We start from the raw sequence: 19,375 nt of genomic DNA, 5'->3' as shown, positions 1-19,375 counted from the left end.
AGGGACGTCAGGCACTGGCGTTGCGCTCCAGCCAGCGACCCAGCAAAGGCCCGAGGACCTCCAGGGGTTGATAGCCGTTAGTCAGCAGCGCCAGTTGGCCGTTGCGCTCGGCGAGCATCGTCGGGAAACCCGCGATGCCCAAGTCCTGAACCCAGAAAAAATCCGACGCGGTCGCCGTGTGCTGTTCGACGCTGTCGAAGGCTTCGGCGAACTCGATGCGCGGCAAACCGGCTTTTTCGGCGAGTTCGGCCAGCACCGAGCCGTGGGTCACGTCGCGACCGTGAAGGTAAAAGGCCTGCTGGATTTCTTTGACCAGCCGCCAGGCGACGTCCGGTGCCAGGCTGCGCGCCGCAACGATGGCCCGGCAGGCGGGCGCAGTGTCGTAGACGAAACCGTCGGGCAAGGCATCCTCGAAACGGAACGTCTGGCCCGTGGCCTCGTGCACCGCTTGCCAGTGTTCAAGAATGTAACGTTTGGTCGTCGGTTCCAGCGCCGCGCCACTGCCGGTGCGCAATCCGCCCACCACCAGATGCAACGGCACCCCCGCCGCTCCCGCCTGCTCGACCAATGCTTCGGCCACCGGAGAAAACCCCCAGCACCAGGAACACATCGGGTCCATCACGTACAGCAGGCGGGTGGACATGGTTCAGGCCTCGTTGCTTGGGGTTTCAGTCGCCTGGCCGTCGAGCGCACGGTAATTGCGACCGATAGGGTGCGGCTGATTGCGCGCCTTCGCCAGTTCGATCTGCTTCTGCCGGTCGATGGCGCTGCGGCGGGTTTTCTCGCTCAGCGAATCCCAGCAGTGCGGGCAACTGACGCCCGGCGAATAATGCTCGCTGGCACGGTCTTCTGCGCTGATCGGCGTGCGGCAGGCATGGCATTGATCGTAGTCGCCTTCGGTCAGGTCGTGGCGGACCGTGACGCGATTGTCGAACACGAAGCAGTCGCCCTGCCAGCGGGTTTCTTCCTCGGGCACTTCTTCCAGGTATTTGAGGATGCCGCCCTTGAGGTGATAGACCTCTTCAAAGCCTTCACCGAGCATGTAGCTGGACGCCTTTTCACAGCGAATGCCGCCGGTGCAGAACATCGCGACCTTCTTGTGCTTCGCTGGATCGAAGTGGGTTTTGATGTAGTCCGGAAATTCACGGAAGGACGCGGTCTTGGGGTCAATCGCGCCTTCGAAGGTGCCGATGGACACTTCGTAATCGTTGCGCGTGTCGATGAGCAGCACTTCAGGGTCGGCGATCAGCGCGTTCCAGTCCTTGGGATCGACGTAGGTGCCCACCGCCTTGTTCGGGTCGACGCCCGGGACGCCCAACGTCACGATCTCTTTCTTGAGTTTGACCTTGGTGCGGTAGAACGGCTGGTCGTCGCAGTACGATTCCTTGTGGTCGATGTCGACCATGCGCGGATCGTTCTTCAGCCAGGCCATCAGGCCGTCGATACCCTCGCGGCTGCCGGAGACCGTGCCGTTGATGCCTTCTTCAGCGATCAGCAAGGTGCCTTTGATGCCGTTGTCGACCATCGCCTGCAGCAGGGGCTCGCGCAGTGCGACGTAATCGGAAAGGGTGACGAATTTGTACAGCGCCGCGACGACGATGGGGGCGGTTTGGGTCATGTAGCGTCTCCAGGTGGTGACCCTCGCAAAGGGCCTACCGGGTGAATGATTCAGATGAACGCGTGCCGACCGGGCAACGCGGCGCGGATTCTATCAAGAATCGAACGTGGGCAGGCAGGCGGGTTGATCAATCGTCTCAATCACCCTGCTCATCTATCGGGAACATCGGCATCCTACTCACAGACGCCTCAAAACCTGCGCACGAATGGTGGTTATACCGGCCTTCGACGCGGTGGTCTCGGAGGCAACCTTCGCGGATTCGACGACCGCAGAAACGAATTCCAACGCGGCGCTGGCACAGGCCTCGAAGCTGGCTGCAGATCTGACGTGAAGGGTGGTTAGCATGAGGCAAAAACAAACCTAACGAATGTTAGGTAGCCTATTGACGTCTACGGTTTTCGCGCCTAAGGTTTACCTACCTAACAAACGTTAGGTGAACATTCTTCTACCACAGGACGGCGCCATGACAACCAAATTGCAGCTATTCACCTCTCCTTCGGCGTTTCCCAATCCCCAGCGACTGCGCCTGTTCATGCACGAAAAGGGTATCGCCGATCAGTTCGATGAAACCATCTATGACATGGCGCCCGGTGGCGAGCAACGCGGCTGGCGTCACCTCAACATGAACCCATGGGGAGAAACCCCGACACTGCAGTTGGCGGATGGCAGCTATATTTCCGAAACACCGGCCATCGCCCGTTTTCTCGACCAGTCCTACCCAGGCCGCAAGATCATGGGCGAAAGCGCGCTGGAACAAGGCCTGGACAACATGTGGGATAACCGCATCTGGGTGCATATCCTGTATCGGATCGTCACGGCTTTTCACGTCTTGCACACCGGGCTCGGCTTCAAGCTGGAGCTGACGAAGAATGAGGCATGGGGTGAGCACTGCCGCAAAGAGGCACTGATGCACGCCGCCCTGGTGAATTGTCATCTGGCTGACGGTCGCGAGTGGCTGCTCGGCGGTGCCGAACCCACGTTTGCCGACATCACGCTGGCGACCGCGATTGCCTTCTCCAAATTCCCGGTGAACGCAACCCCGCTGGACGAGCGTTTCGAGCACCTGGACAGCTACTGGCAGCGCTGGCAGAAACGCCCGGCCTTCCAGGCCGCCTACGCTGATCGCAGCAGTGGCATACCGGAGCTGGATTCGCCTTCCGCGTGATACGTCCGTAGGGCAAGTCATGATCTGTGAGGACGGTTGCAGGGACTTTTGCTTTAAGATCGCCGGTTCCACTGCAACTCGTCCGACCCAGGAAAGGCACGACAATGAGCATCAACGCCCGCGAAGCCATACTTCTGGCCGCCCGAAACATTGCCCAGTCACAGGGTTACAACGGACTGAATTTTCGCGACCTGGCCCAAGCGGTTGGCATCAAGCCAGCCAGCATCTACTACCACTTCCCGAGCAAGGCTGACCTGGGCATTGCCGTTGCCAGGCGGTATTGGCAAGACGGTGCGGCGGCGCTGGAGACGCTTTCTGAGGAGACGCCGGATCCCGCTGAAGCACTGCGTCGTTTTCCAGAGATCTTTCGTCGCTCGCTGGAGGCCGGCAACCGGCTGTGTCTGGCCAGCTTCGTGGGAGCGGAAACCGATAATCTGCCCACGGCCATGGCCGAGGAGATTCAGGCTTTTGCTCAGGTGAATACAGACTGGCTGCGCCGACAGCTTGTCGCCGCCAACTGCTGCGAGGCAACCGACAGCGACGTCCGCGCGCGCGCCATTTTTTCCGCCGTTGCGGGGGCCCAGCTCATCGCAAGAAGCCGGTCAGACATCACGCTGTTCGATACGTTGATCGAGGCCTATCGCGCTTATGGCCCCTTACCGGCTTGATAGCCGCTTGCCCCCGAAGCCTGCAGCAAGGCCTGCTTCGGGGGGCAGGCGTCAGTCATGCCCACCCGCACAGGTCGGTGAAGACGGCGCGGCGCCGAGCTTCGCCCATTCCTCCGGTGTATAGGTGTGCAGCGCCAGAGCGTGGAACTCACCCATCAGGCCACCGAGCAGGCCGTAGACCTTCTGGTGACGCTTGACCGCGTTGAGGCCGGCGAACTGCTCGCTGACCACCACCGCCTTGTAGTGAGTGTCCGTGCCGCGACTGTGCATGTGGCTTTCATTGAGCACCTGAAGGTACTCGGGCTGAAAGACCGTCAACGCGGATTCGATTCGCTGTTGCATGCTCATGTCAGGCTTCGCTTATGGCTTCTTGGCAGGAGCGGCCGGTGCAGCTGGCTTGGCGCCGGCCGGGGTCAGTTCCTTGGTCATGTCGGCGAGCAGCTTGTTGACCACAGGCACCGCGCTTTCCAGTTTGCTCTGGGTCAGCTGGAACGACTGCTGGCTGATCTGCGGCATCTTCGCCTGGACTTTCTGGCCCAGTGGCGACTGATAGAAGGCAACCAGGTCTTTCAGCTCGCTTTCGGTGAAGTTCGAGGTGTACAGCTTGACCATATCAGGCTGCAGTTTTGGCCAGCTGATCACCTGATCCAGCGCGGCGTTGGCCTTGCCCTGATAGGTTTCGAGAGTGGCTTGCTTGGACGCAGGTGCTTTGGTTTCAGCGAAGCGCTGAGCGAACATCTGCTGGACTTGCATGTAAACCGGCGCACCCAGTTGATCGGCGTGAGCCAGTTTGAGGAACGCTACAGCACTGGCTTCATGGCTGGCGGTATCGGCAAGAACCTGGCCGCTGGCACATACCAGAGCAACCGCAGCACAAATGGCACGAAGACGGGTCATCGAGTTTCCTTATCTAGCAGGCGAGGCAGAACCCCAAGGCCGGCCATTCTGCGCCCCTTTGCGCATTTCCCTCAACCCCCGACCCTACGAGCGGTTATCCCGCAACCGTGACGCCCTCACCCGCACGAAGGTTTAAGGCGACCGGCCCGGGCGTTTTGTCGCACACTGTGCGCACCTGTTCCGACCGCACAGCAGCCACGGGGAACCCACCGACTCCCCCGGTTACTAAACTGCGCCAATCGATCTTAAGGAGAGAGTCCAGTGAGCCGTACCGAAACCGACAGCATAGGTCCGATCGACGTCCCCGAAGACGCTTACTGGGGGGCACAGACGCAACGATCCCTGATCAACTTCGCCATTGGCCAGGAGCGCATGCCGCTGCCGGTATTGCACGCGCTGGCGCTGATCAAAAAAGCCGCGGCGCGGGTCAATAATCGCAACGGCGACCTGCCGGCCGATATTGCCAACCTGATCGAGCAGTCCGCTGACGAGGTGCTGCAAGGCCAGCTCGACGATCAGTTTCCCCTGGTGGTCTGGCAGACCGGCAGCGGCACCCAGAGCAACATGAACGTCAACGAAGTCATCGCCGGCCGTGCCAACGAACTGGCGGGTGGCGTTCGCGGCGGCAAATCGCCGGTTCACCCCAACGATCACGTCAATCGCTCGCAAAGCTCCAACGACTGCTTCCCCACCGCGATGCACATCGCGGCCGTGCAAGCGGTGAAAGAGCAACTGCTGCCGGCGATCGCCGAACTGTCCAGCGGTCTGTCCGAGCAGTCCTCGCGGCACATGAAACTGGTGAAAACCGGCCGTACGCACATGATGGACGCCACGCCCATCACCTTCGGCCAGGAGCTCTCGGCCTACGTCGCCCAGCTCGATTACGCTGAAAAAAGCATCCGCGCCGCGTTGCCTGCGGTGTGCGAGCTGGCCCAGGGCGGCACCGCTGTCGGCACCGGCTTGAACTCGCCCCACGGATTCGCCGAGGCCGTTGCCGCCGAATTGTCCGCACTGTCCGGCCTGCCCTTCGTCACCGCGCCGAACAAGTTTGCCGCGCTGGCCGGCCATGAGCCCCTGACCGCACTGTCCGGCGCGCTGAAAACCCTGGCCGTGACCCTGATGAAGATCGCCAACGACCTGCGCCTGCTGGGTTCCGGCCCACGTGCGGGCCTGGCTGAAGTAAAGCTGCCGGCCAACGAACCGGGCAGCTCGATCATGCCGGGCAAGGTCAACCCGACCCAGTGCGAAGCGCTGTCGATGCTGGCGTGTCAGGTGATGGGCAACGACACCACGATCACCTTCGCCGCCAGTCAGGGCCACCTGCAGCTGAACGTGTTCAAGCCGGTGATCATCCACAACCTGTTGCAATCGATCCGCTTGCTGGGCGATGGCTGCCGCAACTTCAACGAGCACTGCATTGCCGGCATGGAACCGGATGCCGCCAAGATGGCCGAGCATCTGGAGCGCGGCCTGATGCTGGTGACCGCGCTGAACCCGCACATCGGCTACGACAAGTCGGCGCAGATCGCCAAGAAAGCCTACAGCGAAGGCTTGACCCTGCGCGAAGCGGCGCTGCAGCTGGGCTTCCTCACCGACGCCGAGTTCGACGCCTGGGTGCGTCCGGAAAAAATGCTCGAGGCCGGCAGCAATGGCTGAATCCATCAGCGGCGCCACGCCACTGGAAGGCTATGGCAAACGCATCCTGATGATCATCGGCACGCCGAAAAGCATCAGCCTCGGCCACGCGCTGGGCGAGGCGTATGCCCAGGGCGCGCGCAGCAAAGGTCATGTGGTGCGGGTGCTGAAGCTCGACGAAATGGATTTCGACCCGGTGCTGCGCGGTGGCTATGAGTCCGCCCAGACCCTGGAACACGATCTGCTTGAAGCCCAGCGCGAGGTGCACTGGGCACAGCATCTGGTGTTTGTGTATCCGGTCTGGTGGGGCGGTTTGCCGAGCCTGCTCGGTGGATTCTTCGACCGGGTATTCATGCCCGGTTTTGCCTTCAAGGCCCATGGCAGGCACCACCCTTCCAACGACCTGCTGAAGGGCCGGACAGCGGAATTGCTGGTGACCATGGACACGCCGTCGCGGTACTTCCGCTGGGTCTTCAAGGCTCCTGCCCATCGGCAGATGGTCAGAACCATCCTTGAATTCTGTGGGATCAAGACCACACGCCTGACGGAGTTCTCGCCGGTGCGCACCTCTACCGAGGAGCAGCGTCAGCAGTGGATTCGTCAGGCCGAGGGTTTGGGGAAGCGCTAAATCAAGTGCCTGCATCTCCAAAAATGGGGAAGCGGAGGTGCAAGTTGATGGAACCGTTAAGAACGCTACTATTCAAATGCTCTGACTCACATTGTGGCGGCGCCTGTCGCCCATTCAGATCATTCGCGTACCGACCCAATGCCCGGAGAAGGCCATGTTAAGCAAGCGTGAACAAGATCCAGCCCCCACTGTTCGTTTTCGCAGCGACCGCGTTTCCCGTGTCAATGGCCTCTACTTCTTCAGCACCCGGGAAAACACCCTCGAAGGTCCGTTCATGAGCAAGGAAGACGCTGCACGGGAAACCGAGGTCTATGTCCGTCGCATGCAAGCGGCGAGCGCGTGTCAGCCAGGCATGCCCTCCTCGCTCAACGGCTGACCGATCCCGCCTTTAGGAATGATTGCGGCGAAACGTCTCTTCGCCCATTGCCGCAATCTGTCCGTCGATCAGTGCATCGAACGGACGCAACAAGCACTCGAATGATGTCTCCGGCTCCAGCGTGTGCAGCGCATGGACGATGGCCTCCAGCGTCGACAACGCGTCGGGCCCCGGCGCCTTGCGCAATCGATAGCGTGAAGGTGGCGCGTCCGTCAGCACGACCCTGGGCAACGCCGCCAGCAAGGGGTTGAGGTGCAGCAACTTGCGCGCTTTGCGCCAGGTGCCATCAGGCACGACGAGCAGCAGGGGCACTCCGTCGGCAGTGCTGGCTGTCAGCGCCACGGCCTCCTCCCCCGGGAATAGCAGACACGCTCGATAACCGGGCCGGCTCAGCCATTGCGTCAGATCCTCGAACACCTCTCCCACGTGCAACTCCGCATTCTCAAGGCCCAGGGCTGCCAGGCGCGCCGTGTTGAGCGCGTGATTGACTTCGCTGGGATGCTGCAGGATCAATACCCGCGTCCGGCTGCCCAAAGCAGGTATGAGCGCACACAGGCAATGATCGGTCGGACGCAGGCAGCGTTCGCAGCGGGCACGGGACATCGTTGGTTTCCTACAGTGGATTGAGCTGGGCTTTCAGCAGATCGCGAAAGGTCTGAATCAGCGGCTCGCGGCTGCGCCCTCGACGCAAGATCATCGAAAATGGCGCCTGATAGCCAAAGGTTGCCGGCAGCAAGACCCGCAGGTGCCCGGAATCCACCCACGATTGCGCGTAGTGCTCGGGCAAGTAACCGATGTAGGCGCCGGACAGCACCAGAATCAGCTGCGCTTCCATACTCTCGACGGTCGCGGCGCTGTGCTTGAAGCCGTGACGGGCGAGTTCGGCCTGGCTCCAGTAGCCGCGTCCGACCATGCGCTGTTGAGTGATGACGGGCTCGGGAATACGCCGCTCGGCATACAGCGCGTGGCGATTGCTGCAATACAGCCAATGCTGCTCGCGGTACAGCGGCTGATAGAGCAGGCCGTTCATGCGCGTGGAAAACGATCCGATCGCCAGGTCCAGCCGGTTGTCCAGCACGCCCAGCTGCAGTTCGTAGGGGCTCATCACCGCAAGGTGCAAATGCACGGCCGGATGCTCCGCACTGTAGGCGCCGATGACTTCCGCAAAGGGCAATGCGCGGTCACTGACCGTCGAGTCCAGCACGCCGAGATTGAGCGTGCCGCGCAGCTCGCCCTTGAGCGCAGCGGCGTAGAGCTCGAAGCCTTCCAGTTCGCCGAGCAGGCGCAGGGTTTCCTGATGAAACAGCTCGCCCTTGCTGGTCAGGCTGAACCCGCCACGCCCGCGATGACAGAGCACGATGCCGAGCGCGGCTTCAAGCTGGCTCATGTAGGTGCTGATCGCCGAGGTCGACAGATTGAGTTCTTGCTGAGCGCTGGCAAAGCCCTGATGGCGCACGACGCAGGCGAAGATGCGCAGCAATTTGAGGTCGGGAAGCGCGCTGGGCATGGGGTTTCCAGGATAGTTTTCCGCGCAGCTTACCCGATACTTCAGGAATATCTGAACTAAGTATTTCGCCTGACGGATTGTTCGCGGCGGGTCCGGTCAACAGAATCGGGGCCATGCCGGAAGCCTGCTTCCGCCCCTTTTGCTCACCACCGATGAGGCAATCCCGTGGACAAGATTTTCCATCAACCACTGGGCGGCAACGAAATGCCGCGCTTCGCCGGCATCGCCACCATGATGCGCTTGCCGCACCTGCAAACCGCGGCCGGGCTGGACGCGGCGTTCGTCGGCGTGCCGCTGGACATCGGTACGTCCCTGCGCGCTGGCACCCGCTTCGGCCCACGAGAAATCCGCGCCGAATCGGTGATGATTCGCCCCTACAACATGGCCACCGGCGCCGCCCCATTTGACTCGCTTTCAGTGGCGGACATCGGCGACGTGGCGATCAACACGTTCAATCTGCTGGACGCCGTGCGCATCATCGAAGAGGCCTACGACGGTTTTCTCGAGCACGGCATCATCCCGCTGACCCTCGGCGGCGATCACACCATCACGCTGCCGATCCTGCGCGCCATGAAGAAGAAACACGGCAAGGTGGGGCTTGTGCACATCGACGCCCACGCGGACGTCAACGATCACATGTTCGGCGAGAAGATCGCCCACGGCACCACCTTCCGCCGAGCGGTGGAGGAAGGTCTTCTGGATTGCGATCGGGTGGTTCAGATTGGTCTGCGTGCCCAGGGCTATACCGCCGAAGATTTCAACTGGAGCCGCAAGCAGGGGTTCCGCGTGGTCCAGGCCGAGGAGTGCTGGCACAAGTCGCTGGCGCCGCTGATGGCCGAAGTGCGCGAGAAGGTGGGCGGCGGTCCGGTGTACCTGAGTTTCGACATCGACGGCATTGACCCGGCCTGGGCGCCGGGCACGGGTACGCCAGAGATCGGCGGGCTGACCACCATTCAGGCCATCGAAATCATCCGTGGGTGCCAGGGGCTGGACCTGATCGGCTGCGACCTCGTCGAGGTCTCGCCGCCCTACGACACCACCGGCAACACCTCGTTGCTGGGCGCCAATCTGCTCTACGAAATGCTCTGCGTGCTGCCCGGCGTGGCACACCGCTGACAGACCACATTTGACCCGCCGGCCCCTTCCCTGCTAAAGCCAGCTCCACAATGGGTGTGCGCTGTGTCAATAAGGCCAGGCGCGCTGCTTTCTAGTGGGACCGGCTTCAGCCGGGAAGAGGCCTGTATGGGCACCCTCAATTTTGCGGTGTAGCGCCTGACGCCTTCCCGGCTGAAGCCGGTCCCACATGTGTGCGCGGCATCGGGCGCGCCGTTCTTTCATTCCTCGCCGTTACAAAAAATCCGCACACACCTGCCATTCGTGTCTCGCCAACTTGGGCTAGCCTTATTCGGATACCGCCGATGTTGCGCAGCGCAGGTTTTCAGGGTGGTTGCTCACTGGGCATTTCTGCCACAACCCTCTGTTTTTTGATGTTGGGGTGATTACCACTTGAATCAAAGCAGAGGCCTGCCATGAAGCGAAGCGAAGTCAGACAACATGTCATCGACACAATCGGAAAGATTCTGGTCGACAAAACCCTGATTCAGGAAGAAGAGGACGTGACGCTGAGCGCGCTTGAGCTGGATGAAGCCGACTTCAACGAATTTTTTTCAATTCTGCAAAGCGACTTTGGCGTTGTCCTCCCGAATCAGATCAAGGCCGACATAGCAGGTATGTCCGCGCACTCACCCTACGGACAACTGACGCTGCAGGGCCTGGTTGACCTGATTCTCGTCGAGAAGAAACGCAGAACCCACCACTGAGGGGCAATCGGGATCGATTTGGGAAAGCAACTGAATCATACGGGAGAGGTGACCGAACGGTCGGGGAAAACAGAGCGGGCTATCGGGCGATAGCGCCGCTTTTTTTACACGTGTTACCGGGCACTCAACGGCGTGGACGGCGACGCTCATCATCGTTGCTGCGCACGGGAATAGGTTGCAGCTTTGGCTTTTCAATCAACCCGAGCGCGACGCCTACATCGTGAAGCCATTCTTGCAATTTGCTGTTCATATAACGCCCCCTTCAGGGAAATACTCGGCAGCCACTGTCCGAGCTGCCTAGAGCAGATCATAGTGCTAAGGCGCACTTTACGCCTGCTACCGAGTGTCGCGGCAGGAATTTTTCGCCTTGCATGAGGATGTGACAGTGCAAATCGGCCATTCGAAGCCATCACGCGACAAACGGCAGGGCCGTCAACCTGCCACCACGGGCGTCATCACCGCGCATTCATGGGCCTGGCGACGTCTGGCCAGCAGATAGAAGACCCCACCACCCAGGAAACATCCTGTAAACCATGCAAAGTTCGCCATCGGCTGCAATGCCGGGATGAAGGTGATGGCAATGCCTGCCAGGGTTGCCAGCAACAGCGCCTTCACCGCCGTGTAATTCACCCCGCCGGTGTACCAGTAGCGTCCGGTCGGCCCATCGTTGAACAGCGCGTCGACGTCGATCTGTTGCTTTTTGATCACGTAATAATCCACCAGCAAGATGCCGAACAACGGCCCGATGAACGCTGCCAGCACGTCCAGCGTGTAATGGATAACGGCGGGGTTGTTGAACAGATTCCATGGTGTGATGAAGATGGACGCCACCGCCGCGATCATCCCGCCTGCGCGCCAGCTGATCTTGCTGGGGGCGACGTTGGCGAAGTCGAACGCTGGCGACACGAAGTTGGCGACGATGTTGATGCCGATCGTCGCAGTCACGAAAGCAAATGCGCCAAGGAGCACAGCGATGTCATTGTCGATGCGCGCCACCGTGGCGATCGGGTCATGCAACATCTCGCCGAACACCGGCAACGTTCCCGAAACGATGACAACGGTGACCAGTGAGAAGGCCAGAAAATTGATCGGCAGCCCCCAGAAATTGCCGCGCCGTACTTCAGACATGCTCCGGCAGTAGCGACTGAAGTCGCCAAAGTTAAGCGTAGGACCCGAGAAGTAGGACACCACCAGCGCCGTGGCCATGATCACTTGGGAAAACGCTTCCCAGCCGGTCAGCGATTTTTCGGAGAGGGTAAAACTGATGTTGGTCCAGCCCGCCTTCCAGACAATCCAGCCCGCCAGGATGAACATCACGGCGTAGACCACAGGGCCGGCCCAGTCGATGAAGCGGCGGATCGAGTCCATCCCGGTCCAGAACACAGCCGCCTGTACCACCCAGAGTGCCAGGAAGCCGAACCAGCCGAGGTAAGACAAACCTGCAAAGTGCGGCTCTGCGTAGACCGACATCTGTGGGAAGAAGCGCAGCACCACGATGATCAGCGCGCTGGACGCCAGGTACGTTTGCACCCCGTACCACGCCACCGCGATCAGACCGCGGATCACCGCTGGAATATTCGCACCGAACACGCCGAAGGCCAGACGGCAGATCACCGGATATGGCACGGCGGCCTGCTGACTCGGCCTGGCCAGCAGGTTGGCGATCACCTGAATAATGCAGATACCCGCCAGCAGCGCGATCAGCACCTGCCAGCTCGCCAGCCCGAGGGCAAAAAGGCTGGCCGCGAAGACGTAGCCGCCCACGCTGTGCACGTCACTCATCCAGAACGCGAAAATGTTGTACCAGGTCCATTTCTGCGGCACGGGGCCCAGGTCCTCGTTGTACAGGCGGGGGCTGTAGCCCTTCGGCAATGGCTCGGTCATCGCATTTCTCCCTCATAAGGACGAAGCGGCTCCCGGCATCACACGTGCACACACTGCGTACGGGAGCGCGTGTGGGTTGTATACGAAACAGGAGGCAGAATGCGTGCCATTGCCGAAGAGGCCCGCGTGCAAGACGCCAAGACAGCGGGTTTCCGGCAGCCGATGAGGCCAAGATGTCAGATTTTCAAAGAGGAGATTTCAGACGCCGCGCCTGCCCACAGTGCACCGTGACCAAAGTCGGTGCATTTTTAACGGGCAGGAAATGGGCTGATGGATGAACGAGAAGGTGTATACGATTAGCGCGGGCTTTGGTTCAACTTATAAGCCCTGGCCTCATCGCCTCCCCTTCGATTAACGCTCGCAATCACTCCGGCAGCTGGGCCAGTCCATCCGGGTCGGTCATTGCCCGCTCCAGCAGATCCGCCGGCAGACTCTTGCTGGCCCGCGCGCCCAGCAGCTTGAGCTGTTCGCTGCGGCTGACCAGATTGCCGCGCCCCTCGACGAGCTTGTTGCGCGCGGCGCCGTAGGCCTTGTCCAGCTGCTGAAGGCGGTTGCCGACTTCGTCCAGGTCCTGGATGAACAGCACGAACTTGTCATAGAGCCACCCTGCCCGTTCGGCGATCTCCCGCGCATTCTGGCTCTGCCGCTCCTGCTTCCACAGGCTGTCGATGACCCGCAGCGTTGCCAGCAGCGTGGTCGGGCTGACGATCACGATATTGCGGTCGAACGCCTCCTGAAACATGTTCGGCTCGGCCTGCAACGCTGCAGAAAACGCCGCCTCGATCGGTACGAACAGCAAAACGAAATCGAGACTGTGCAGCCCCTCAAGGCGCTTGTAGTCTTTGCCGGACAGGCCTTTGACGTGATTGCGCAGGGACAGCACGTGCTGTTTCAGCGCCGCCTGGGAAATCACCTCATCGTCGGCTGACACGTACTGTTGATAGGCCGTCAGGCTGACCTTCGCGTCCACCACGACCTGCTTGTCGCCGGGCAGCATGATCAGAACGTCGGGCTGGAAGCGCTCGCCGTCGGGGCCTTTCAGGCTGACCTGGGTCTGATACTCCCGGCCCTTTTCAAGTCCGGCATGTTCGAGCACCCGCTCCAGAATCAATTCGCCCCAGTTGCCCTGGGTCTTCTGCCCCTTCAACGCACGGGTCAGGTTGTTGGCTTCGTCGCTCAGGCGCAGGTTGAGCTGCTGCAAGCGCTCCAGCTCCTTGCTCAGGGAGAAACGTTCGCGGGCTTCGTTCTGATAACTCTCTTCGACGCGCTTTTCGAACGACTGGATGCGTTCCTTGAGCGGGTTGAGCAACTGCCCCAACTGCTGCTGACTGGTTTCGGCAAAGCGCTGCTCGCGTTCATCGAAAATCTTGCCGGCCAGCTCCGCAAACTGCGCACGCAGCTCATCGCGGGAGCCTTGCAGGTCGGTGAGGCGCTGCTGGTGACTTTCCTGCTGTTCACGCAGCTCGGCGCCCAGCGAGGCGCACTGGGCGTCGAGTCGACGCAGTTCGGCTTCTCTGACGGCCCGTTCGCGCCCCCAGTCTTCCTGGGCCTCGCGCGCACCCTCATGCTGTTGGCGCAGCAATTCCACTTCCCGGCGCAGGGCCGCCAGGTCCGCCTGCTTGACCGCATTGGCTTGGGCAAGGTCGCTGATCTCGTCGCGACTGGCGTCGAGCTGGGCATTCAAGCCATCCTGGGCCATCTGCGCATTGCTCAAGCGCTCGTCGAGCAACGCGGTGTCCGCTTCCCGTTGCGCCAGACGCCGCTGCAACTGCCACGCCAGCCCCAACAAAGGCACCGCTGCCACCGCCAAACCCAGCAACAGGCTGGTTAACTCAAACACCATAAAATCCAGACTCCGACATTCATGCGGACCGCATTATGCGCAGAAGCAGGCTCGACGTCCGATCCGGGTAAATCAGTGCCTCGGAAAAAGAAAACCGCTAGCGGGTGCTTCAAGAGCGCCGCGATAGAGCCGGCGCTTGGGACAATCCACAGAACCTGTGGATAACTCAGTGGACAACACCCCTTAAGCTCTCGCAAACGCACGTAGAATGGGGCCTGCGTTCAAACTGACGATTTTTTCACCAGCGTAAAAAAACGATGGTTTTCATTGACTTAATAATTCGTTGCATTAAATCAAGCGCTTAGCGGCCGACGTGACAGTGACATGACAGATACCTTTCGCAATGTGCACAAGTTGATTTCGTCTGTTCATAAGCCCGTTTCGACAGCCCCCATCGCCAGTGGAAATTCTCGGGAATAAGGCACTGGGCCACCTTTTTATGCCCGATATGCTGTACGCTCTTTCGCCCGCTTTCCGGCATACATCTGCCTTATTGCAAATCAGTGCTTGCTTTGCCCCAGCGACTCCATTAGCATCGCCGCCGTTAGTACCAAGCTGAAAGTCAATTCTGATCGAACAAATCCCCCAATCCCGGTTCGCCAACTGAGCGAACGGATTGAAAAAAGGGATCGATCACCTCGATGGTTTCCAGACATGAACTCACACGACCTGCCGTGAAAACGGAGGGGTGTGTAAAACACTCATGCTCTACCCAACCAGCCTGCAAATTGATCAGGATCTTCACCTCGAGCATCGAACCTTAGCTCTTGTTGTGTTGCCTGCCCTCCTAAGTACCTACCAGTCAGCCCCGCGCCACACTTCAAACGCGCTCAACTGGCTGCTTTTGTTCCAGACAGGTTCTGCGCCCTGCCCTTGACTCGCATTCGAGCATCGGTCCGCGTTTACTGGAACGTTTTAATTTTGCACGCCTCTTATTGCGTGTCGATTCAGGAAACACCCATAACATGACTACCCATATCCAGACTCAAAACGCTATTCGTACACTGACCAACGCTTTTGCTCCAATGAACTGCCTGATCATGGCAGCACGCAAAGGCTGCTTCAGCTTCACCATCGTCAACGAGCACGGTATCGCCCGCCACAGCGAGCGTTTGTACCCGGATCAATACTCCAGCGACGCTCCGCTGCAGGCTGTGATCGACCGTACGCGTCAGGCCCTGGTTGCCTGATATGGCTGCCTGACACCGTTGCCTGATACCGTCCGTCGGTTAATATCGCTGCATCGACAAGGCCTCACCCGATAACGGTGGGGCTTTTTTGTGTCTGTTTTACTTACATAAAAAGCGACAGCTGCAGTAATGAATGCCGGTCAACGTGGTGACGCTGCGCGGGAACTGACCGTAAAACAGACCTTTACACCGCAAATATCACACTACACTTCAAGTCAGCGGCTCCGGTCGCTGCCGGTGGGCCCACTCCATCCCTGCTGCCAAGCGCCAGGGCCTGCCGACTCATCAACTCCCCGAGGGTGTTATGGGAATCGCCGCCAGTGAACTGTGTCGCTATGTCATCCGCCCGACACTCGTCTACCTCGGCCGACACAATCGAGCGGCCGAATCCCTGCTGCTGGGCGTCGCCGCCAGCCAGTCCGCGTTAGGCGGCGAGCTGGACAACCCACGCGGCCACGGGCTTTACAGCATTGCCGACACCCAGCACCGCCAGTTGTGGGATCACTACCTCGCCCGCGACCCGGACCTTGCCAGCCTGGTTCGAGGCCTGGCCAGCCAGCACGCGTTTCTCACCGGCCCCGATCTGGAACTGACCGTCAACCTGCGCTACTCGACCGCCATTGCCTGGTTGATGGTCGAAGCGAGCCATATGTCGCTGCCGGATGCCGATGATTCGCTGGCCATGGCGCGGATGTGGCGCGAGATATTTCAACCCGGCGGTCAGCTTCAGGATTTCACCGCGGCCTGGCAAACATGGGTCAGCCCCCTGTTTCAGTCCTCGCCAGCCATTTCGTGACCGAGTGGTATTCAACGAAGAAGCGGCGAACTTTCAGGATTGTCCTACAAGAACCGCTCTAAATAGGCTGATTCGGGCTATGGCGCGGGGGCGGAAATATTGGTAATTTCCGCGCGGTGATCAACAAGGAGTTCTAACAATGAAAAAAACAATGATCAAATCCAGCCTCAGTCTCGCCATCACTCTTGCCTCCACCCAGATTTTTGCATCCGGCTTTGCCCTGAATGAGCAAAGCATCAGCGGCATGGGGACCGGTTTTGCGGGCCGTACCTCTTCTGTCGATGACGCCAGCATCGTGTACGGCAACCCGGCCGGCATGTCGCGCCTCAAGCGCGCTCAGGCGACCGTGGGGGTCGCCGCAATCGATGCCTCCACCGACATTACCGACACCAGCGGCCGCAGCACCGGCTCGAACAAAGGCGACATGGTGCCTTTCATCGCCGTACCGATGGGTTTCTACGTGAACCCGGTCGACGAGCACTGGGCGTTCGGCTTCGGTGTCTACGCGCCATTCGGCCTGGTCACCGACTATGAAGACAACTTCCAGGGCCGCAACTTCGGCAGCAAGAGCATCGTCAAGGTCGTGACCTTCCAGCCGACCGTCAGCTACGCCTTCAACGACAAGGTATCGATCGGTTTCGGCCCGACCATCAACCGTATTTCCGGCGCGCTGGAATCGGCACTCAATGTCAGCCCACTGCTGGGTGCCCGCACCGGCGACGGCCGCGTGCAGGTCAAGGGCGATGACGTTGGTTACGGCTTCAACGCCGGTATCCTGGTGCAAGCCACCGATACCACCAGCGTTGGCCTGACCTACCACTCCAAAGTGACCTACAAGCTTGAAGGCCACACCGAAGTGACCCCGGGTGCAGGCGTGCCTTCGGCCATCCTGCCGGGCGGTCGCTATGACGCCAAGCTGAACATCGATACACCGGAAACCGTCGACTTCTCCGTCACTCAGAAAATGAACGACGCCTGGAAGCTGTACGCCGGTGCAACGTGGACGCGCTGGAGCCGTCTGGAAGACATCACCGTTCAAAACTCCGGCATTACGCCGGTGTCTCGTCGCGACGCTACTCAGTCTCTGGTCGGCACCATCAAGGAAGAGCAGAACTGGCACGACACCTGGGCCTACGCCGTGGGTACGTCGTATCAGTTGAACAAGCAGTGGGTGCTGCGTACCGGTCTGTCGTTCGACCAGTCGCCGACCAACAACGAAAACCGCTCGCCGCGCATCCCGACAGGCGATCGCACGATCTTCAGTCTGGGCGCCGGTTACAGCCCGACCGACGACATCACCATCGATGTGGCCTACTCCTACTTGCAGGAAGAGAAGGTCAAGGTCGCCGACGCGAACGCGCTGGGCCAAAGCTACAACGCCAAGTACGACAACAGCGCCAACGGTTTCGGCGTGGGCATGACATACCGCTTCTGATGCAGTGGGCGGGACAGGCCGATCACCTGTCCGCCCTACAGAAAACCCCGCAGCCAGCGATGGATGCGGGGTTTTTCGTTGTGGCCCGTCTGCTTTGCGTCAGCGCGTTTTTACGGTTTGGAGGCGATAGCCTTCTCGATGGCTGAAATCAGCTCGGGATCGTCCGGTGCGGTCTTGCTGGAGAAGCTGGCAACCACGTTGCCTTTGCGGTCGACCACGTATTTATAGAAGTTCCAGCTTGGCGCGCTGCTCTGCCTGGCAAGCACCTTGAACAGGTTGATGGCGTCGGCGCCACGCACCGGCTGCGGCTCGGTCATGGTGAAGGTCACGCCGTAGTTCACGTAGCAGACCTTGGCGGTTTCGTTAGCGTCTTTGGATTCCTGCAGAAAGTCATCAGAAGGCACGCCGAGGACTTCCAGCCCCTCGCTTTTGAAGCGCTGATTGAGGGCTTCAAGGCCTTTGAACTGCGGCGCGAAGCCACAGAAGCTTGCGGTGTTGACCACCAGCATCGGCTTTCCGGCGAACTGTTTGCAGAGGTCGATCTCCTGTTTCGCCCGCAGCTTGGGCAGCTCGCCCTGCAGCAGTGGCGGGCAATCGGCGGCCGCGGCGGCGCCACTGAGGGCAAGCAGAAGCAAAGGCGCGTGAATCCAGCGAAGAGCCATGGTGACGTCCATTCAAGAGCGGGCAGGAAAGGTGGAGCTGTCGCTACGCTACTCCGCCGCGCGATGTATGCCTAGCGCGCCACAGAAACGTGGCTATTAGCTGGCTTTTCGGTCGCCATGAACGCCCGCTGGATCGCCTGGGGCGGTTCGCCGAAGTTGCGCAGAAACGCCTGGCGCATCCTTTCCCGATCGCCGAAGCCGGTTTCCCGGGCCACCACCTCAATGGGATGCCGACTGGTTTCCATCATCGCCCGCGCGACTTCCACCCGCAGGCATTCGATGGCTTTGGCCGGGGTCTGGCCGGTTTCCTCGCGAAACACCCGACTGAACTGGCGGGGGCTCAAGCGGGCAATGGCCGCCAGCGCGTCTATTGAAAGATCGCTTTTGAGGTTCTCGCGGGCATAGGCCAGCGCCAGTTGCACACGATCGGACTTGGGGTCCAGCTCCAGTAACGTCGACAACTGGGAATGCTCGCTGCCGCGCCGCTGATAAATCACCAGCTTGCGCGCGACCTGCCGGGCGATGTCGGCGCCGAGGTCGTTCTCGACCATCGCCAGTGCGAGATCAAGCCCGGCGCTCATGCCCGCGCCGGTCCAGATCTGGCCGTCCACGGTGAACAGTTTGTCGTCCTCGACGCGAATGTTCGGGTAGCGCTTGCGAAACTCCGGGGCGTGAATCCAGTGCATGGTCGCGCGCTTGCCATCGAGCAGGCCCGCTTCGGCCAGCACAAACCCGCCTGTGCACAGCGACGCCACGCGACGCGATTGAGCCGACGCGGTGCGCACGAACTCAAGCAGGCTGGGGGTGGGCAATTGCAGGTCCATGTAGCCGCTGACAATGATGGTGTCGTAACCGTCGGGCTGCAATGGCGTGGTGTTGACCGAGAAGCCTTCGGACGACATGACCGCCCCGCCGCTTTCGGACACCAGATGAAAGGAATACGCCGCCTCGCCCTGCATCAGGTTCGCGCAGGTCAGCACGGAACCGACCGACAGACTGAGGGACTGAAATTGCGGGTACACCACCAGCGCAACGCTATGCATGACACCTCTCCGGTTGGTCCGGAACACCATGGATAAATCTTCGATTAGCTAGCGTAGCGGGTTTGTAGGAGCGTGGCTTGTCCCGCGATCTGGCGCGCAGCGGCAGCAAGTCTGCTTACGGACTGTCTGGCACACCGCCGCGCAGGATTTTGCTGCCGGTTCCCGGCAGATCGCGGGACAAGCCACGCTCCTACTCCTACTCCTACTC

Annotated in this window: 22 protein-coding genes; 10 read left to right on the top strand and 12 right to left on the bottom strand. The window is 60.5% G+C overall.

Features of this window, described 5'->3' with window-relative positions; all coding sequences use genetic code 11:
• Nucleotides 1-7: 7 nt before the first annotated feature.
• Together BBI10_RS25630 and BBI10_RS25625 are read right to left on the bottom strand one after the other, a co-directional pair.
• The gene (locus BBI10_RS25630; protein ID WP_065992957.1) at nt 8-643 is read right to left on the bottom strand and encodes a DsbA family protein; all 636 of its coding nucleotides are present in this window, start codon (nt 641-643) and stop codon (nt 8-10) included.
• A gap of 3 nt (nt 644-646) precedes the next feature.
• A complete protein-coding gene (locus BBI10_RS25625; protein WP_065992955.1) occupies nt 647-1,618 on the bottom strand; it encodes a rhodanese-related sulfurtransferase in 972 nt (323 codons plus the stop codon).
• A gap of 463 nt (nt 1,619-2,081) precedes the next feature.
• Between BBI10_RS25625 and BBI10_RS25620 the strand changes: the two genes are divergently transcribed.
• Both BBI10_RS25620 and BBI10_RS25615 read left to right on the top strand, forming a co-directional pair.
• On the top strand, nt 2,082-2,783 hold the full coding sequence (locus BBI10_RS25620; RefSeq protein ID WP_065992953.1) for a glutathione S-transferase family protein: 702 nt from the start codon (nt 2,082-2,084) through the stop codon (nt 2,781-2,783).
• A gap of 104 nt (nt 2,784-2,887) precedes the next feature.
• Nucleotides 2,888-3,451 carry a TetR/AcrR family transcriptional regulator gene (locus BBI10_RS25615; protein WP_065992951.1) on the top strand — a complete coding sequence of 188 codons (564 nt, stop codon included), beginning with the start codon at nt 2,888-2,890 and terminating at the stop codon, nt 3,449-3,451.
• A gap of 51 nt (nt 3,452-3,502) precedes the next feature.
• Here BBI10_RS25615 and BBI10_RS25610 read toward each other — a convergent pair whose 3' ends face one another.
• Complete coding sequence (locus BBI10_RS25610) at nt 3,503-3,799, bottom strand: BolA family protein (protein ID WP_065992949.1); 297 nt, start codon at nt 3,797-3,799, stop codon at nt 3,503-3,505.
• Nucleotides 3,800-3,811: 12 nt separating this feature from the next.
• Entirely contained in the window at nt 3,812-4,348 is a 537-nt protein-coding gene (locus tag BBI10_RS25605) for a DUF2059 domain-containing protein (RefSeq protein ID WP_065992947.1), read from the bottom strand.
• Between the two features lie 261 nt (nt 4,349-4,609).
• Between BBI10_RS25605 and BBI10_RS25600 the strand changes: the two genes are divergently transcribed.
• From BBI10_RS25600 to BBI10_RS25590, 3 genes are all read left to right on the top strand, one after another.
• A complete protein-coding gene (locus tag BBI10_RS25600; RefSeq protein ID WP_065992945.1) occupies nt 4,610-6,004 on the top strand; it encodes a class II fumarate hydratase in 1,395 nt (464 codons plus the stop codon).
• Complete coding sequence (locus BBI10_RS25595; protein ID WP_065992943.1) at nt 5,997-6,611, top strand: NAD(P)H-dependent oxidoreductase; 615 nt, start codon at nt 5,997-5,999, stop codon at nt 6,609-6,611. The genes BBI10_RS25600 and BBI10_RS25595 overlap by 8 nt, the downstream gene beginning before the upstream one ends.
• A 154-nt stretch (nt 6,612-6,765) precedes the next feature.
• A complete protein-coding gene (locus BBI10_RS25590) occupies nt 6,766-6,987 on the top strand; it encodes a DUF6316 family protein (protein ID WP_065992941.1) in 222 nt (73 codons plus the stop codon).
• A gap of 12 nt (nt 6,988-6,999) precedes the next feature.
• Here the strand turns inward: BBI10_RS25590 and BBI10_RS25585 are convergent, their stop codons facing one another.
• Both BBI10_RS25585 and BBI10_RS25580 read right to left on the bottom strand, forming a co-directional pair.
• Nucleotides 7,000-7,590, bottom strand: coding sequence for a tRNA-uridine aminocarboxypropyltransferase (locus BBI10_RS25585; RefSeq protein WP_065992939.1), 591 nt, complete (start codon nt 7,588-7,590; stop codon nt 7,000-7,002).
• A gap of 10 nt (nt 7,591-7,600) precedes the next feature.
• Nucleotides 7,601-8,494: a LysR family transcriptional regulator gene (locus BBI10_RS25580; RefSeq protein ID WP_065992937.1), complete on the bottom strand. Its 894-nt coding sequence runs from the start codon at nt 8,492-8,494 to the stop codon at nt 7,601-7,603.
• 165 nt (nt 8,495-8,659) lie between these two features.
• Between BBI10_RS25580 and speB the strand changes: the two genes are divergently transcribed.
• Both speB and BBI10_RS25570 read left to right on the top strand, forming a co-directional pair.
• Nucleotides 8,660-9,610 carry an agmatinase gene (speB, locus tag BBI10_RS25575; RefSeq protein WP_065992936.1) on the top strand — a complete coding sequence of 317 codons (951 nt, stop codon included), beginning with the start codon at nt 8,660-8,662 and terminating at the stop codon, nt 9,608-9,610.
• 413 nt (nt 9,611-10,023) lie between these two features.
• The gene (locus BBI10_RS25570; RefSeq protein ID WP_065992934.1) at nt 10,024-10,314 is read left to right on the top strand and encodes a hypothetical protein; all 291 of its coding nucleotides are present in this window, start codon (nt 10,024-10,026) and stop codon (nt 10,312-10,314) included.
• A gap of 124 nt (nt 10,315-10,438) precedes the next feature.
• On the opposite strand, the gene BBI10_RS28285 is transcribed toward BBI10_RS25570, so the two are convergent.
• From BBI10_RS28285 to BBI10_RS27660, 4 genes are all read right to left on the bottom strand, one after another.
• Entirely contained in the window at nt 10,439-10,564 is a 126-nt protein-coding gene (locus BBI10_RS28285) for a PA1414 family protein (RefSeq protein WP_122535674.1), read from the bottom strand.
• A 182-nt stretch (nt 10,565-10,746) separates the two neighbouring features.
• Nucleotides 10,747-12,198, bottom strand: coding sequence for an NCS1 family nucleobase:cation symporter-1 (locus tag BBI10_RS25565; protein ID WP_065992933.1), 1,452 nt, complete (start codon nt 12,196-12,198; stop codon nt 10,747-10,749).
• 364 nt (nt 12,199-12,562) lie between these two features.
• Nucleotides 12,563-13,927 carry a DNA recombination protein RmuC gene (rmuC, locus tag BBI10_RS25560; protein WP_167355836.1) on the bottom strand — a complete coding sequence of 455 codons (1,365 nt, stop codon included), beginning with the start codon at nt 13,925-13,927 and terminating at the stop codon, nt 12,563-12,565.
• Nucleotides 13,928-14,603: 676 nt separating this feature from the next.
• Complete coding sequence (locus tag BBI10_RS27660) at nt 14,604-14,795, bottom strand: hypothetical protein (protein WP_065992929.1); 192 nt, start codon at nt 14,793-14,795, stop codon at nt 14,604-14,606.
• Between the two features lie 211 nt (nt 14,796-15,006).
• Between BBI10_RS27660 and BBI10_RS25550 the strand changes: the two genes are divergently transcribed.
• The 3 genes from BBI10_RS25550 (at nt 15,007) to BBI10_RS25540 (ending at nt 17,462) form a co-directional block, all read left to right on the top strand.
• Nucleotides 15,007-15,231, top strand: coding sequence for a hypothetical protein (locus tag BBI10_RS25550; RefSeq protein WP_065992924.1), 225 nt, complete (start codon nt 15,007-15,009; stop codon nt 15,229-15,231).
• A 304-nt stretch (nt 15,232-15,535) separates the two neighbouring features.
• Nucleotides 15,536-16,027, top strand: a complete 492-nt coding sequence (locus tag BBI10_RS25545; RefSeq protein WP_065992922.1) for a hypothetical protein — start codon at nt 15,536-15,538, stop codon at nt 16,025-16,027.
• A gap of 139 nt (nt 16,028-16,166) precedes the next feature.
• The gene (locus BBI10_RS25540) at nt 16,167-17,462 is read left to right on the top strand and encodes an OmpP1/FadL family transporter (RefSeq protein WP_065992919.1); all 1,296 of its coding nucleotides are present in this window, start codon (nt 16,167-16,169) and stop codon (nt 17,460-17,462) included.
• 110 nt (nt 17,463-17,572) lie between these two features.
• On the opposite strand, the gene BBI10_RS25535 is transcribed toward BBI10_RS25540, so the two are convergent.
• Nucleotides 17,573-18,124, bottom strand: coding sequence for a glutathione peroxidase (locus BBI10_RS25535; RefSeq protein ID WP_065992916.1), 552 nt, complete (start codon nt 18,122-18,124; stop codon nt 17,573-17,575).
• Between the two features lie 71 nt (nt 18,125-18,195).
• Nucleotides 18,196-19,167 (bottom strand): GlxA family transcriptional regulator, encoded by a 972-nt coding sequence (locus BBI10_RS25530; protein WP_065992913.1) that lies wholly within the window; start codon nt 19,165-19,167, stop codon nt 18,196-18,198.
• Nucleotides 19,168-19,375 lie beyond the last annotated feature (208 nt).

It is taken from the genome of Pseudomonas graminis, from assembly GCF_001705435.1.
In the GTDB taxonomy this organism is placed as follows: domain Bacteria; phylum Pseudomonadota; class Gammaproteobacteria; order Pseudomonadales; family Pseudomonadaceae; genus Aquipseudomonas; species Aquipseudomonas graminis_B.
The sequence above is the reverse complement of the archived record's forward strand: the minus strand, read 5'-3'. Positions and strand labels throughout refer to the sequence as shown.

Coding starts and splice junctions, on each gene's coding strand:
- BBI10_RS25630 (WP_065992957.1), bottom strand. CDS start 643: ATGTCCACCCGCCTGCTGTACGTGATGGACCCGATGTGTTCCTGGTGC.
- BBI10_RS25625 (WP_065992955.1), bottom strand. CDS start 1,618: ATGACCCAAACCGCCCCCATCGTCGTCGCGGCGCTGTACAAATTCGTC.
- BBI10_RS25620 (WP_065992953.1), top strand. CDS start 2,082: ATGACAACCAAATTGCAGCTATTCACCTCTCCTTCGGCGTTTCCCAAT.
- BBI10_RS25615 (WP_065992951.1), top strand. CDS start 2,888: ATGAGCATCAACGCCCGCGAAGCCATACTTCTGGCCGCCCGAAACATT.
- BBI10_RS25610 (WP_065992949.1), bottom strand. CDS start 3,799: ATGAGCATGCAACAGCGAATCGAATCCGCGTTGACGGTCTTTCAGCCC.
- BBI10_RS25605 (WP_065992947.1), bottom strand. CDS start 4,348: ATGACCCGTCTTCGTGCCATTTGTGCTGCGGTTGCTCTGGTATGTGCC.
- BBI10_RS25595 (WP_065992943.1), top strand. CDS start 5,997: ATGGCTGAATCCATCAGCGGCGCCACGCCACTGGAAGGCTATGGCAAA.
- BBI10_RS25590 (WP_065992941.1), top strand. CDS start 6,766: ATGTTAAGCAAGCGTGAACAAGATCCAGCCCCCACTGTTCGTTTTCGC.
- BBI10_RS25585 (WP_065992939.1), bottom strand. CDS start 7,590: ATGTCCCGTGCCCGCTGCGAACGCTGCCTGCGTCCGACCGATCATTGC.
- BBI10_RS25580 (WP_065992937.1), bottom strand. CDS start 8,494: ATGCCCAGCGCGCTTCCCGACCTCAAATTGCTGCGCATCTTCGCCTGC.
- BBI10_RS25570 (WP_065992934.1), top strand. CDS start 10,024: ATGAAGCGAAGCGAAGTCAGACAACATGTCATCGACACAATCGGAAAG.
- BBI10_RS28285 (WP_122535674.1), bottom strand. CDS start 10,564: ATGAACAGCAAATTGCAAGAATGGCTTCACGATGTAGGCGTCGCGCTC.
- BBI10_RS25565 (WP_065992933.1), bottom strand. CDS start 12,198: ATGACCGAGCCATTGCCGAAGGGCTACAGCCCCCGCCTGTACAACGAG.
- BBI10_RS27660 (WP_065992929.1), bottom strand. CDS start 14,795: ATGCTCGAGGTGAAGATCCTGATCAATTTGCAGGCTGGTTGGGTAGAG.
- BBI10_RS25550 (WP_065992924.1), top strand. CDS start 15,007: ATGACTACCCATATCCAGACTCAAAACGCTATTCGTACACTGACCAAC.
- BBI10_RS25545 (WP_065992922.1), top strand. CDS start 15,536: ATGGGAATCGCCGCCAGTGAACTGTGTCGCTATGTCATCCGCCCGACA.
- BBI10_RS25540 (WP_065992919.1), top strand. CDS start 16,167: ATGAAAAAAACAATGATCAAATCCAGCCTCAGTCTCGCCATCACTCTT.
- BBI10_RS25535 (WP_065992916.1), bottom strand. CDS start 18,124: ATGGCTCTTCGCTGGATTCACGCGCCTTTGCTTCTGCTTGCCCTCAGT.
- BBI10_RS25530 (WP_065992913.1), bottom strand. CDS start 19,167: ATGCATAGCGTTGCGCTGGTGGTGTACCCGCAATTTCAGTCCCTCAGT.